The following is a 12,205-nucleotide window of genomic DNA, read 5'->3' on the forward strand; positions in this document are numbered from 1 at the left end:
TTTGGCTGTCAAGGAGTGCGCCGGCTTGGGTGCGCAGCCGGCGGCGGCAGTCGGGGATTGCGGGCGGGGCGGACTAGGCGATGCTGGCGGTGCTCGCGCGGACTACCAGCTCGGGCGCCACTACGGTATTCCCGCTCGGCGCACCGTGCTCGATCTGGGCCAGAATCACGTCCACGCAGCGCCGCCCCAGCTCCCGGAAGTCCTGCCGGACGGTGGTCAGGGGCGGGGTGAAGTACGCGGCCTCGGGCTGGTCGTCGAAGCCGACCACCGAGACATCCTGCGGCACCCTGACACCGGCCTCCGTGAAGGCCCGCAGCAGGCCCAGTGCCATCTGGTCGTTGCCCACCAGGACCGCAGTGGCGGTGCGGTCGGCGGCGAGCTTGCGGCCAAGCCGGTACCCGCTGCCGGCACTCCAGTCGCCCTCCAGTTCAAGGTCCGGTTCGAGTCCCATCTCCGCCAGCTGCTCGCGCCAGCCCTGGGCGCGCGCGTGGGCATCCATCCAGTCCCGCGGTCCGGAAATGTGCCCGATCCGGCGGTGCCCCTCGCTGATCAGGTGCGCCACCGCCATGCGGGCGCCGAGCTTCTGGTCCACCATGGCGCCGCTGAACCGGCCGGGGCTGCCGGCGCCCACGACGACGACGGGCACCTGGAGGTTGAGGCTCTCGAGGGTCTGGACTGTTCCGCCGTGCGGGACGATCACGATGATGCCGTCGGCGCCCTGGTCGGTGAAATGCCGGACGGCGTCGGCGATGGAATCCGCGCTGGAGTCCTTGAGGGCCGCAATGCTGACAAAGTACCCGGCCTCCCGGGCGGCCTGCTGGACCCCCACCAGGGTGTTTGCCGGGCCGTACTGCGCGAGCTCGACGCCGAGGACCCCGATGGTCTGGGAGCGGCGGGTGACCAGGCTCCGGGCCGCAGTGTTGCGCCGGTACCCGAGCTCGGCGATGGCTGCCTCGACCCGGTCCCGGGTGGCCTTGCTGACGTTGGGGTGGTTGTTGACCACCCGCGACACCGTCTGGTGGGACACGCCGGCCCGCGAGGCCACGTCCTCAAGTCGTGGCGGACGTCGTTCGTTAGCGTTCCCCGGCTGAGGCATCTTCCACTCCCTGTGCAATGTGTTGTCAACATCCTACGGCCGGAGCCGAAGCTCCCTCGGCCGCGCCTATTCTGTGACTTGACTCACAAGCCGGGCCGGTGCTACGTTCATCAAACAGACTTGTTAGCGCTAACACAAGCGGGCATAATCTAGGCTCGTCGGGACATGGCTAACCGGACCTCATCCATACTGGGCTCTCTAGTTGCGCAGGCGCTTCCAGAGCCCGTATCAGTTCGCGGACTGTGCTGTCCGCGGAAGGAGAATATCGTGAGAATGAAGAAACTCCTGGGCGCGTTCGCCGTCGTCCTGGCCATCACCGCCGGGGCCACCGGCTGCGGGAGCCGCGGCGGCGCCGCCGCCCCGTCGTCGGCTGCGGCCTCGGATGCCGCCGGCGCCCTGGTCGGCATCTCGATGCCCACCCAGACTTCCGAGCGGTGGATCGCGGACGGTAAGAACGTCTCCGAATCCGTCACGAAGCTCGGCTACAAGGCGGACCTGCAGTTCGCCAACGACGACATCCCGACGCAGGTCTCGCAGATCGAGAACATGCTCACCAAGGGCGCCAAGGCCCTGATCATCGCCGCGATCGACGGCACCACGCTGACCGATGTCCTCGCCAAGGCGAAGGAGCAGAACGTCAAGGTCATCGCCTACGACCGGCTCATCAACGGCTCCCCCAACGTGGACTACTACACCACTTTTGACAACTACACGGTGGGCGTCCAGCAGGCCACGTCGCTGCTGACCGGCCTGGGGCTGGTCGACGCGAGCGGCAAGAAGGTGGACGGCAAGGGTCCCTTCAACGTGGAGCTCTTCGCCGGCAGCCCGGATGACAACAACGCCAACTTCTTCTGGAGCGGCGCCATGGACACGCTCAAGCCGTACCTCGATGCAGGCACCCTGAACGTTCCGAGCGGCCAGACCAAGTTCGAGCAGGCCGCCATCCTCCGCTGGCAGGCTCCCGTGGCCCAGAAGCGGATGGAGGACATCCTGACCGCGGCCTACAGCTCCGGCAAGAAGCTCGACGGCGTGCTCTCCCCGTATGACGGCCTGTCCATCGGCATCATCTCGGCACTGACCAGCACCGGCGGCTACGCCAAGGGCAGCCTGCCGATCGTCACCGGGCAGGATGCCGAGAAGGGCTCCGTGAAGTCCATCATCGCCGGCGAGCAGTATTCCACCATCTTCAAGGACACCCGCCAGCTTGGCGCCCAGGCCGTAAAGATGGTCGACGCCGTACTCAAGGGCCAGGAGCCGGAGACCAACGACACCAAGACCTACAACAACAAGGTCAAGGTTGTTCCGGCCTACCTGCTCAAGTCCGTGATCATCACCAAGGACAACTACAAGAAGGAACTCATCGACTCCGGCTACTACACCGACGCCGACGTCAAATAGCCGAACCAGCGGGTGCGGCCGGGCCACCGGCCGCACCCGCTGTGCAGAGGCCCCTTATTAACCGCAGAGCGGTCCAGTTTCGACCAGTCAGTGGGAATTGACGATGAAAACACCCATTCTTCAAATGCGAGGAATCACCAAGACCTTCCCGGGCGTGAAGGCCCTGCAGGACGTCACCCTGGAGGTGAACCGCGGCGAGGTCCACGCGATTTGCGGCGAAAACGGCGCCGGCAAGTCCACCCTCATGAAGGTGCTGTCCGGCGTCTACCCGCACAGCTCCTTCGACGGTGAGATCCTCTTCGAAAACGAACCCTGCAATTTCTCCGACATCTCGGACAGCGAAGAGCGCGGCATCGTCATCATCCACCAGGAATTGGCGCTCAGCCCGTACCTGTCCATCGCCGAGAACATCTACCTCGGCAACGAACAGGCCACGAACGGCTGGGTGGACTGGCGCAAGACCAACCTCGAGGCCGCCAAGCTGCTGGCCCGGGTGGGCCTGAGCGAGAATCCCGTCACCCCGGTCCAGCAGATCAGCGTCGGCAAGCAGCAGCTGGTCGAAATCGCCAAGGCGCTCTCCAAGAAGGTCAAGCTCCTCATCCTCGATGAGCCGACGGCGGCCCTAAACGACGAAGATTCGGGCCACCTGCTGGACCTGATCCTGCACCTCAAGGGCCAGGGCGTCACCAGCATCATCATCAGCCACAAGCTCAACGAGATCCGCAAGGTTGCGGACGCCGTCACGATCATCCGGGACGGCAAGACCATCGAGACCCTCCGCCTCGACGAAGGCAGCGTCACCCAGGAGCGCATTATCCGCGGGATGGTGGGCCGCGACCTGGAAAGCCTGTACCCGGAGCGTGAGCCCGTGATCGGCGAGGAAGTCCTCCGGATCGAAGACTGGTCTGTCCGGCACCCGCAGGACCACAGCCGCATGGTGGTCAACAACGCCAGCCTCAATGTCCGCAGGGGTGAAGTGGTGGGACTGGCCGGCCTCATGGGTGCCGGCCGGACGGAGCTGGCCATGAGCGTCTTCGGCCGCTCCTACGGCACCGCGACGTCCGGGAAGGTGTTCAAGCACGGCAAGGAGATCAACACCTCCACCGTTGCCGAGGCCATCAAACACGGCCTCGCCTACGCCACCGAGGACCGCAAGCTCTATGGCCTGAACCTCATCGAGGACATCAAGCGCAACATTTCCATGGCCGCGCTGCGCAAGCTTGCCAAGGGCGGCTGGGTGGACAAGAACAAGGAAACCCTGGTGGCCAACGGCTACCGGAAGAGCATGAACATCAAGGCCCCTTCCGTGGCGGCCATCACCGGGAAGCTTTCCGGTGGCAACCAGCAGAAGGTCGTGCTGAGCAAGTGGATGTTTTCCGATCCGGATGTGCTCATCCTCGACGAGCCCACCCGCGGAATCGACGTGGGCGCCAAGTTCGAGATCTACACGATCATCGCCAAGCTGGCCGCCGAGGGTAAGGCGGTCATCGTCATCTCCTCCGAGCTGCCGGAGCTGCTGGGCATCTGCGACAGGATCTACACCCTGTCCGCGGGCCATGTCACCGGCGAGGTGCCCATCGCCGAGGCATCCCAGGAAACCCTCATGCACTACATGACCCAAGAGAAGGAATAGCGAACATGTCCGCCCTACGAGAATCCCTCGGCTTCCTGACCAGCCGCCTCCGCCAGGTTGGCATCTTCGTCGCCCTGATCCTGATCGTCCTGCTGTTCCAGGTCCTGACCGACGGCATCCTGCTGGAGCCCCAAAACGTCACCAACCTCGTCGTTCAAAACAGCTACATCCTGATCCTCGCGATCGGCATGGTGATGGTCATCATCGCCGGCCACATCGACCTGTCCGTGGGCTCCGTCGCCGGCTTCATCGGCGCCGTCGCCGGCGTCATGATCGTGCACTGGGGCTGGCCCTGGTGGGCGGCCATCCCGGCCTGCCTCCTGGTCGGCGCGCTGGTCGGCGCGTGGCAGGGCTATTGGATTGCCTACGTCGGCATCCCCGCATTCATCGTCACCCTCGCCGGCATGCTGATCTTCCGCGGCCTGACCCTGATCACGCTCAAGAACCAGCAGATCACCCCGTTCCCGGCGGAGCTGCGCGCCCTCGGCGGCGGATTCCTTCCCGACATCTCCGGCGGGACCTCGGTGCTGGAATGGCTCACCGTCATCCTGGGCGTCGGAGCCACGCTGGCCCTGTTGATCCAGTCCATCAAGGAACGCAGGATCCGCGCGAAGTTTGAGCTGGAGAACGAGCCCATGACCTGGTTCGTGATTAAGACCGCGTTCATTGCGCTGCTCATGCTGGTCATCACCTTCCTGCTGGCCAGCTACCGCGGCACCCCGATTGTCCTGATCGTGCTCGCGGTCCTCGTGATCGTCTACAGCGCCCTGATGAACAACAGCGTTTTCGGCCGCCACACCTACGCGATCGGCGGGAACCTGCACGCCGCGGAGCTGTCCGGCATCAAGACCAAGGCCGTCACCTTCCGCCTGTTCGTGAACATGGGCGTCCTCGCCGCGCTGGCCGGCCTGGTGTTCACCGCGCGGCTCAACTCCGCGCAGCCTGCCGGCGGCACCGGCTTCGAGCTGGATTCCATCGCGGCGGCCTTCATCGGCGGCGCCGCGGTCACGGGCGGCATCGGCACCGTGGCGGGCGCCATGATCGGTGGCCTCATCATGGGTGTGCTCAACAACGGCATGTCCATCCTGGGCCTCGGCACCGACTACCAGCAGCTCATCAAGGGCCTGGTGCTGCTGATCGCCGTCGGCTTCGACATCTTCAACAAGAACCGCGGCGGCGGGGGCAGCGTCCTGGGGAACCGCTTCAAGCGCAACACCACTCCCCCGGCCACCGAGACTGCCGCTCCCCCCGCGGCACGTCCCGCCGGCGCCGCTGAGGAACCTGCCCGGACCGCGACCGTCCCCACCCCCTGATCCGTCGTCGCGCAAAATTCCTGGCGACCCCCGAATTCCGGGGTCGGCAGGAATTTTCCGCGTCGCGGGCCGATCTTCACGGACGAATGCCGGTCACCAGGTCCGGCACCGGCGGCTTGCTAGGCTGAAAACATGAAACGTCCCCTCGCCGCTGTTTCCCTTGCCGTCCTCGTGGTTGTCCTGACCGGCTGCGGCCAGGTGCAGCAGGCCGCCGAGAAGGCCGTCAACGACGGCGCTTCCCAGGTCGCGACCGCGGCCGGCAGCGAGATCAAGAAGCAGGCCTGCTCCCTCGTGGCGGACGGCCTGGTCAGCGTCCAAGACAAGAAGGCCCTTGGCGGCCTGGTGGCCGGTGCCCAGGGCGCCGGAGTGCCTGCGGAGATCACCACCCCGCTGAAGCAGATCGCGGATTCGGGCGACCAGGTGCCGGCCGATTCGGTCAAGGCCCTACAGGACGCCTGCGCCGAGTAGCTGGCAGTTGTTGCGAGCCAGCTGGGTGGACTGGCTAGCGCTTTCCCTTTTTCCGGGACCCTTTGCCGCGGCCCTTGTCCGGGTTCGGCGCGTACCGTTGCGCCACCTTGGGTTTCTTGACGGCGGGCCCGCGCCGGTCCGGCTTCGGCTCGCGCTTGGGTTTCTCCTGCTGGGCCGAGGGCTGCCGGGAGCTGGCCGCAGTGCGGCCGCGGACGATCCCGATGAACTCCTCGATCACCGCATCCGTTGAATCGCTGGGCCAGGCCAGGGCGATCTCGGTCGTTGGCGCGCCGGTAAGCTTCCGGGCCACGGTGTCCTTGACGTTGAAGTGCCGCGCCACAGACATCGGCAGGATGGCCAGCCCGGCCCCGGTGGCCACCACCTGCAGCGCCTGTTCGGGTCCGCCAAGGGCAGCCACATCGAGGAACGTCTCGGCGGCCAGGTCAGCCAGCGCGACCTCCTCGAACACGGAGATCTCATGGCCCTTCGGCGCCACCACCACGGGTTGCTCTTCGTAGAGCGGGATGACGCTCAGGCCCTCGCGCTCCACCGGCAGGCGGACGAAGCTCAGGTCCGCCGAGCCGTCGCGCAGCACCGCGAGCTGGGCGCCGTCGTCGGACATGAACGAGTGCAGCGGAACATCGGGCATCCGCTCTTCCCACCGTCGGATCCATTTACCGGGAGTCACGCCGGCAACATACGCGAACCTCAGTTCCCGGCTCTCGGGTACCGATTCGTCGTGGGGCTGGGCTGTTTCTTCTTCTGCGGGCACAGGTTCACAGTACCGTCAGTGCCGCAGGATGCTCCCGCCCCGGCGGCCGCTGGTTGCTGCATTGGTGCCGCTTTGGTCCTGCTTTGATGCTGCGTTGGTGCCCTGCGGGCGCCCCGCCGGATACCCTTGAAGCATGACCTCTGCAAACTCCCAGTCCATGAAGCCGGCCACCGTTGCCAAGAAGCTTGGCATCTACCTGCCCGCTACACCCCAGGAGTTCCAGGATTCGGTTATCACCCGCGCTGATTTCGCCGAGCTCCAGGCCAATCCGCCGGAGTGGCTCGCCGAACTGCGCCGCACCGGTCCGCACCCGCGCCCGGTTGTCGCGCAGAAGCTCAACGTCTCCATCAGCGGCCTCGCCCGCGGCGGCGTCGAGGAGGCGCTGACGACGGCGGAAATCACCGCGCTGCTGCAGGCCCCCCCGGCCTGGCTGGTCGCCGAGCGCGCCACCCACGCCGCGGTCCGCGCCGAAGCCCAGCGCGTCAAGGACGAGGCTGCCAAGAAGGACGCCAAGAAGGCCCGCGCCAAGGCCGAGTAGCCGCTGCCGTTTCGACGGTTCCGCGCCCACTCGACGCCGCTAACCGCGCTGCCGGCAGACAACCGTCGAAACGGCGCTGCCGTCGCTTAGTCCTGGTGCAGCTGGACGTAGTTCCCGCAGCCGTCGTCGAGCACCACGCTCGTACCCCAGGGTCCGTCTGAAGGTTCCGCCTGGAAGATGACACCCTTGGCCGTCAGCCGCTCGTACTCCGCCCGCACGTCCGGTACGCCGAGCACGATCGCGGGCAGACCGGCGTCGTGAACCGCATTCATGTATGCGGCGCCGATAGGGTTGTCGCTGGGCTCCAGCAACAGCCCGGCGGACTCTCCGCCGCCGGGGTCCTTGATGATGTAAAGGTTCTGTTCCGGCAGCGCCATGAGCGTTTCGAACCCCAGGATTCCGGTATAGAACTCGTGGGCCGCCGCCGGGTCCTTGACGTGGATACTGCACATCTTCAGTCGCATGGGCCCTAGGCTACCCGGGACGCACCCCGGTGGGAACCGCGTGGGAACCGGCCATTGACGGCCTGCGCGGGATGGATTCCAATGGAAGCAGCGGAACTGCACCCGCCCGGGACGGGTTCCGCAGGAGGTGCGCCATGCCGTCACTATCAGGCTCCGCCCCGCTGGGGGCGTGGCAGTTCGCGTCCCTTGCCTTCCTCGTCGCGGCCGCGGTGGCCGGCACGGTCTACCTCGTCCGGAAGCACCGGACGTCCGACGGCGGGCTACCGGACGCTGTGTTCTGGGACGGTTTCGCAGGGATCGCGATCGTCGCCCCCGCTGTGCTCCTGCCATCGCTGGTTTCCCCGTGGACCGGGCTCATGCTCGCAGCCGTGGCCGTTATGACGGCTGCTGCCAGCTACCGCTGGACGCCTAGGCTGTTCCGCTGGCAGGAAGCAAGGCGTACCGCCCGGGGCGCCGCAGCCGCCGATGCAGCCGCGGCCATCCGGCACCGCGCGGTCCTCGCACGGTGGCAGCGCTACGAACTGGATCCCGCATTCTGCATCGATTTCCCGGCCATGAGCGATCCGGCCCGGCCGGAAACCGCCGCGATGCTGAAGGCGATGAAGGCGGCCGAACGGCTACGCCACGGATCCGGCCCGGACGGCCAGGCACCCGGCGGCTACAGCACCGCCGTCGACCGGCTGGAACAGGCACTGGCGGAGGCAGAGCGCGCCGCCGGCGCGTTGCGGGTTTCCACTGAAGGGGCACGATGACTGACGTCACGATTATCGGCAGCGGCAACATGGCCCGGGCGATTGGCCTGAGGGCGGTCGCGGCCGGACGCTCCGTCCAGGTCCTGGACCGGAGTCCGGACAACGCCGCCAAGCTTGCGGCGGAGCTGGGTCCGGCTACGACGTCGGGCGGCCTCGGCGATGTGCCCGAGGGCGACATTGTGGTCCTGGCCCTCTACTTCGAACCGGCCAAGGAAGTCGCAACCCACTACGGCGACACGCTCAGCGGCAAGACGGTGATCGAGATCAGCAACCCGGTCAATATGGAAACCGGGGACTCGCTGGAGGTGGAACCGGGGACCTCGGCGGCGGAAGAGATCGCCCGGCTGCTGCCCGGAGCCCGGGTGGTGAAGGCCTTCAACACGACGTTCGCGGGCACCTTGGCGGAGGGCTCGGCGAAGGGCATGGCGCTGGATGTCTTTATCGCCTCCGACTCAGAGGCGGCCCGCAATGAGGTGGCGGCCTTTGTCGCCGCGGCAGGACTCCGGCCCCTCCAGGTCGGGGCGTTGCGGCACGCCCGCGAACTGGAGGGGATGCAGCTGCTGGTGATCGGCCTGCAGCTGAACCCGGCCTATGAATCCTTCAATTGGGGGACGGCGCTCAAGATCATCGACTGAGATGATCGGCTGAGCAGCGCCGCCGGCCGGGCCGGCCTAGAGTTCGACCGTACCGCTTTCGCCGACGCTCATCCGGCTGTTGGTGACCTTCGACTTCACCCACTGCAGCACAGTCGCGGCCGTTCCGCCCGGGCTGGTCCAGTACTCGGCCGAATCGGAGTCCACGCGCAGCAGTACCACCTCGGGGGTGTCCGGCCCGTCCGGGAACCATGCCTCGACAGCCTGGTTCCACCGGTCGCGGATGGCCTGCCGGTCCGTGACCACTTCCGCCGTACCGGCCACCGACACCCACTCGGTGCCCTTGCCGAAGGACACATTGACCGCGGGGTTGGCCTTGACGTGTGCCACCTGCGAGGTGCCCTCCGAGGTGAAGAACCACATGTCGCCGTCGTCCTGGACGTCCTGGACGGCCAGCGGGCGGCTGACAAGGGCGCCCTGCTCGTTGATAGTGGTGAACATCCCGATCCGCGAATCGTTAATGATGTCCGTCACCTTGCTGATGTCCTGTGCGTCCGACATGCGCTCACCTCGTCCTTGATCCAACGGAGGAAGGTCCTCCTGCCGCCAGCCTATTGATAAGTGTGCTTACTTTTCAAGGCGCACACGCAGGGCTGGTGGAAGGAGGACCTTCGACTGTCCGGATTCCGGCTTACTTCTGGTCAGTTGCCGCGGGTCAGGACCTGTCCCTTGAAGAACTCGGGGCGGAGTTTGGCCATCACCAGCATGAGCACCGCACCCAGCAGGATGACGCCCATCCCGAGGATGAACACCAGGCCCAGGCCGCCGACGGATGAACCGGAGCCGTACTCCGGGTCCATCGAGTCGTAGGCGGTCTTGAAGAACATCACCAGCAGGATGACGCCGCCCAGCAGCGGAGCGAGGAACTTGAAGAAGAAGGAGTGCGCTCCGCTGAAGGCCTGGGCGCGGAAGAACCAGACGCAGGCCAGGGCGGTGATGCCGTAGTAGAAGCAGATCATCATGCCGAGGGCCGTGATGGTGTCCCACAGCGCATTTTCGGAAAGGGTCCGGGTGACGACGTAGAACACGGCGGCGGCCACGGCCGAGGCGATGGTGGCGTAGCTCGGGGACTTGTAGCTGGGGCTGATCTTGCCGAATTTGTGCGGCAGCGCCTTGTAGTGGCCCATCGACAGGAGGGTGCGGGCCGGGGAAACGAAGGTGGACTGCAGCGATGCGGCCGAGCTGCTCAGGATGGCCAGTGACATCAGGATCGCGAAGGGGCCCATCACGGGTCCGGCGAGGACGGCGAAGATACTGCCCTGGTTCTCCGGGTTGCCGGTGCCGAGGCCCTCGGTCCCGACGCCGGCGAAGGCCAGGGTGGACAGCGCGACGGTCATGTAGATGATCACGATGACCAGCACCGTCACGGTGGCCGCGCGGCCCGGGGTCTTCTCCGGGTTCCGGGTCTCCTCGTTCATGGTCAGGGTGACGTCCCAGCCCCAGTAGATGAAGATGGACAGCGAGACGCCGGCCGCGAAGGCGGAGAAGGATTCGACGGCGAAGGGGTTGAACCAGTCCGGCGCGATGGCGGTGGCGTCAAAAGCCGTGCCGTTCGCCACGTGGCTGAAGGCCGCAACGGCGAACCAGCCCAGCACGAGCAGCTGGAAGGCGACCAGGACGTACTGGACGGTCTTGGTGGTTTCCATGCCCCGGTAGGAAATCCAGCACGCCAGGGCAATGAAGACCAGCGTCGTGGCGATGTTGAGCGGCAGGTTGGTGGTCAGGTCCGCCAGCTCCGGGTTGCCGAAAAGCTGGGCCAGCATGAGGTAGAAGAAGTCCACGGCGACGGCGGCCAGATTGGACAGCACGATGATGGTCGCCGCGATCAGCCCCCAGCCGCCCATCCAGCCGATCCACGGGCCGAAAGCCCGCGAGGCCCAGGTGAACGAGGTGCCGGCGTCGGGCATGGCGTTGTTCAGTTCGCGGTACCCGAAGGCCACCAGCAGCATGGGAAGGAAGCCCACCAGGAAGATCGCCGGAAGGTGGACGCCGACCTCGGAAACCGTCGGGCCCAGGGCCGCGGTCAGGGTGTACGCCGGTGCGATGCAGGAGACGCCGATGACGACGGCGCCAATCAGCCCCACCGATCCGGCCTTCAGTCCCTTCTCGCTCAGGCCGTGGTCCTGCTTGCTGTGTGCTGCGGCCTTGGCGGTCGCGTGTTCAGTGCTCATGCTTGTGCCTCTCGGGAGGTGTCAATCGACGGTGATTGGTTCTGGTGCTTGAGCTCGTAGTCGCTGGGGACCACGATCATCGGCACCGGCAGGGCGCGCAGGATGCGGTTGGCCGTGCTGCCCAGGAAGATGGAGCGGCTCCGGGCGAGGCGGCTTGATCCGATCAGCAGGATCTCGCCGTCTTCCCAGTCCAGCCGGTCCACGGCCTCTTCGACGCTGCGGCCCTGGGCCACCACGACGTCGGCCTTCGCGGCCGGCGCGGCGCCCGACGAATCGGCCGGGAGGGCCGCCGCGAGGTGCTTGTTGGCGTACTCGCGGGCGGCATCTGCCGCCTCGTCCGAGTCACCGGCATCCAGGGTCAGCAGCGACACGACGCGCAACGGCACCTCCCGGTTCACTGCCATGGAGACGGCGAAATCCAGCAGCTTCTCGGCGCCGGCACGGCTGCCGAGCCCGCAGCTGACGCGGGTAAGCGCGTCCCGGCGGTGGTAGCCGTGCGGAGCCAGGGCCACCGGGACCGTTGCAGCGTGCAGCAGCGCACTGGCCACGGAGCCGACGGTGAAGCGCTTGAACAGCCCGCTGCTGGTGGCCCCGATGATAAGCATGTCGGCCTGGAACTCGTCGCAGGCCTCGATGAGGGTCTGTGCGTCGGATTCCCCGCTGCGCACATGGGCCTTGGCGGGGACGTCCGCCGGGATGAGGGAGAGGGCTTCGTCGAGCCATTCCCCCGCCTGCTGGTGCAGGTAGCTGTCATAGCCCGCGGCGGGCGCGTGGGCCGCGTTGAACACTCCGGCATCCGGGATGGCCACCACCAGGTCCAGGCTCGCTCCACGGCCGCGGGCCAGGGAGACGGCCAGATTGACGGCATCACGGCCTCTGGCATTGGCGGAATACCCCACTACGTAACGCATCTGGCCGACCTCTCTGACTTCTTGGATAGGGTTCTG

13 protein-coding genes are annotated in these 12,205 nt (G+C 66.5%); 7 read left to right on the forward strand and 6 right to left on the reverse strand.

What is annotated here, in order from left to right; translation table 11 throughout:
• Positions 1–73: 73 nt before the first annotated feature.
• Complete coding sequence (locus tag AC1DBL_RS14330; protein ID WP_441419100.1) at positions 74–1,096, reverse strand: LacI family DNA-binding transcriptional regulator; 1,023 nt, start codon at positions 1,094–1,096, stop codon at positions 74–76.
• A 273-nt stretch (positions 1,097–1,369) separates the two neighbouring features.
• On the opposite strand from AC1DBL_RS14330, the gene chvE reads away from it, so the two are divergent.
• The 4 genes from chvE to AC1DBL_RS14350 all read left to right on the forward strand — a co-directional run bounded on the left by chvE (position 1,370) and on the right by AC1DBL_RS14350 (position 5,908).
• Positions 1,370–2,494 (forward strand): multiple monosaccharide ABC transporter substrate-binding protein, encoded by a 1,125-nt coding sequence (gene chvE / locus AC1DBL_RS14335; protein WP_476909625.1) that lies wholly within the window; start codon positions 1,370–1,372, stop codon positions 2,492–2,494.
• A 103-nt stretch (positions 2,495–2,597) separates the two neighbouring features.
• Complete coding sequence (mmsA, locus tag AC1DBL_RS14340; protein WP_441419101.1) at positions 2,598–4,127, forward strand: multiple monosaccharide ABC transporter ATP-binding protein; 1,530 nt, start codon at positions 2,598–2,600, stop codon at positions 4,125–4,127.
• A gap of 5 nt (positions 4,128–4,132) precedes the next feature.
• Positions 4,133–5,440, forward strand: coding sequence for a multiple monosaccharide ABC transporter permease (mmsB, locus tag AC1DBL_RS14345; protein WP_441419102.1), 1,308 nt, complete (start codon positions 4,133–4,135; stop codon positions 5,438–5,440).
• 132 nt (positions 5,441–5,572) lie between these two features.
• Complete coding sequence (locus AC1DBL_RS14350; protein WP_476909598.1) at positions 5,573–5,908, forward strand: hypothetical protein; 336 nt, start codon at positions 5,573–5,575, stop codon at positions 5,906–5,908.
• Between the two features lie 34 nt (positions 5,909–5,942).
• Here the strand turns inward: AC1DBL_RS14350 and AC1DBL_RS14355 are convergent, their stop codons facing one another.
• The gene (locus tag AC1DBL_RS14355) at positions 5,943–6,680 is read right to left on the reverse strand and encodes a LysR family substrate-binding domain-containing protein (protein WP_476909597.1); all 738 of its coding nucleotides are present in this window, start codon (positions 6,678–6,680) and stop codon (positions 5,943–5,945) included.
• A gap of 133 nt (positions 6,681–6,813) precedes the next feature.
• Between AC1DBL_RS14355 and AC1DBL_RS14360 the strand changes: the two genes are divergently transcribed.
• On the forward strand, positions 6,814–7,218 hold the full coding sequence (locus tag AC1DBL_RS14360; protein WP_138767873.1) for a DUF5997 family protein: 405 nt from the start codon (positions 6,814–6,816) through the stop codon (positions 7,216–7,218).
• Between the two features lie 86 nt (positions 7,219–7,304).
• On the opposite strand, the gene AC1DBL_RS14365 is transcribed toward AC1DBL_RS14360, so the two are convergent.
• Positions 7,305–7,682, reverse strand: coding sequence for a VOC family protein (locus AC1DBL_RS14365; RefSeq protein ID WP_441419105.1), 378 nt, complete (start codon positions 7,680–7,682; stop codon positions 7,305–7,307).
• A 134-nt stretch (positions 7,683–7,816) separates the two neighbouring features.
• Here AC1DBL_RS14365 and AC1DBL_RS14370 point away from each other — a divergent pair, with 134 nt between their 5' ends.
• Together AC1DBL_RS14370 and AC1DBL_RS14375 are read left to right on the forward strand one after the other, a co-directional pair.
• Positions 7,817–8,434: a hypothetical protein gene (locus tag AC1DBL_RS14370; protein ID WP_476893463.1), complete on the forward strand. Its 618-nt coding sequence runs from the start codon at positions 7,817–7,819 to the stop codon at positions 8,432–8,434.
• Positions 8,431–9,069: an NADPH-dependent F420 reductase gene (locus tag AC1DBL_RS14375; RefSeq protein ID WP_476893464.1), complete on the forward strand. Its 639-nt coding sequence runs from the start codon at positions 8,431–8,433 to the stop codon at positions 9,067–9,069. The genes AC1DBL_RS14370 and AC1DBL_RS14375 overlap by 4 nt, the downstream gene beginning before the upstream one ends.
• A 36-nt stretch (positions 9,070–9,105) precedes the next feature.
• On the opposite strand, the gene AC1DBL_RS14380 is transcribed toward AC1DBL_RS14375, so the two are convergent.
• The 3 genes from AC1DBL_RS14380 to AC1DBL_RS14390 form a co-directional block, all read right to left on the reverse strand.
• Positions 9,106–9,588: a pyridoxamine 5'-phosphate oxidase family protein gene (locus AC1DBL_RS14380; RefSeq protein ID WP_441419108.1), complete on the reverse strand. Its 483-nt coding sequence runs from the start codon at positions 9,586–9,588 to the stop codon at positions 9,106–9,108.
• 140 nt (positions 9,589–9,728) lie between these two features.
• The gene (locus tag AC1DBL_RS14385; protein ID WP_441419109.1) at positions 9,729–11,258 is read right to left on the reverse strand and encodes an APC family permease; all 1,530 of its coding nucleotides are present in this window, start codon (positions 11,256–11,258) and stop codon (positions 9,729–9,731) included.
• Positions 11,255–12,169 (reverse strand): universal stress protein, encoded by a 915-nt coding sequence (locus tag AC1DBL_RS14390; RefSeq protein ID WP_441419110.1) that lies wholly within the window; start codon positions 12,167–12,169, stop codon positions 11,255–11,257. The genes AC1DBL_RS14385 and AC1DBL_RS14390 overlap by 4 nt, the downstream gene beginning before the upstream one ends.
• Positions 12,170–12,205: the final 36 nt, after the last annotated feature.

The organism is Arthrobacter sp. 10T44 (genome assembly GCF_056393885.1).

Bases quoted from the DNA above. Each gene is read 5' to 3' on its own strand.
- AC1DBL_RS14385 (WP_441419109.1), bottom strand. From the start codon at position 11,258: ATGAGCACTGAACACGCGACCGCCAAGGCCGCAGCACACAGCAAGCAG.
- AC1DBL_RS14330 (WP_441419100.1), bottom strand. From the start codon at position 1,096: ATGCCTCAGCCGGGGAACGCTAACGAACGACGTCCGCCACGACTTGAG.
- mmsA (WP_441419101.1), top strand. From the start codon at position 2,598: ATGAAAACACCCATTCTTCAAATGCGAGGAATCACCAAGACCTTCCCG.
- AC1DBL_RS14370 (WP_476893463.1), top strand. From the start codon at position 7,817: ATGCCGTCACTATCAGGCTCCGCCCCGCTGGGGGCGTGGCAGTTCGCG.
- AC1DBL_RS14350 (WP_476909598.1), top strand. From the start codon at position 5,573: ATGAAACGTCCCCTCGCCGCTGTTTCCCTTGCCGTCCTCGTGGTTGTC.
- AC1DBL_RS14360 (WP_138767873.1), top strand. From the start codon at position 6,814: ATGACCTCTGCAAACTCCCAGTCCATGAAGCCGGCCACCGTTGCCAAG.
- AC1DBL_RS14365 (WP_441419105.1), bottom strand. From the start codon at position 7,682: ATGCGACTGAAGATGTGCAGTATCCACGTCAAGGACCCGGCGGCGGCC.
- chvE (WP_476909625.1), top strand. From the start codon at position 1,370: ATGAAGAAACTCCTGGGCGCGTTCGCCGTCGTCCTGGCCATCACCGCC.
- AC1DBL_RS14380 (WP_441419108.1), bottom strand. From the start codon at position 9,588: ATGTCGGACGCACAGGACATCAGCAAGGTGACGGACATCATTAACGAT.
- AC1DBL_RS14375 (WP_476893464.1), top strand. From the start codon at position 8,431: ATGACTGACGTCACGATTATCGGCAGCGGCAACATGGCCCGGGCGATT.
- AC1DBL_RS14390 (WP_441419110.1), bottom strand. From the start codon at position 12,169: ATGCGTTACGTAGTGGGGTATTCCGCCAATGCCAGAGGCCGTGATGCC.
- mmsB (WP_441419102.1), top strand. From the start codon at position 4,133: ATGTCCGCCCTACGAGAATCCCTCGGCTTCCTGACCAGCCGCCTCCGC.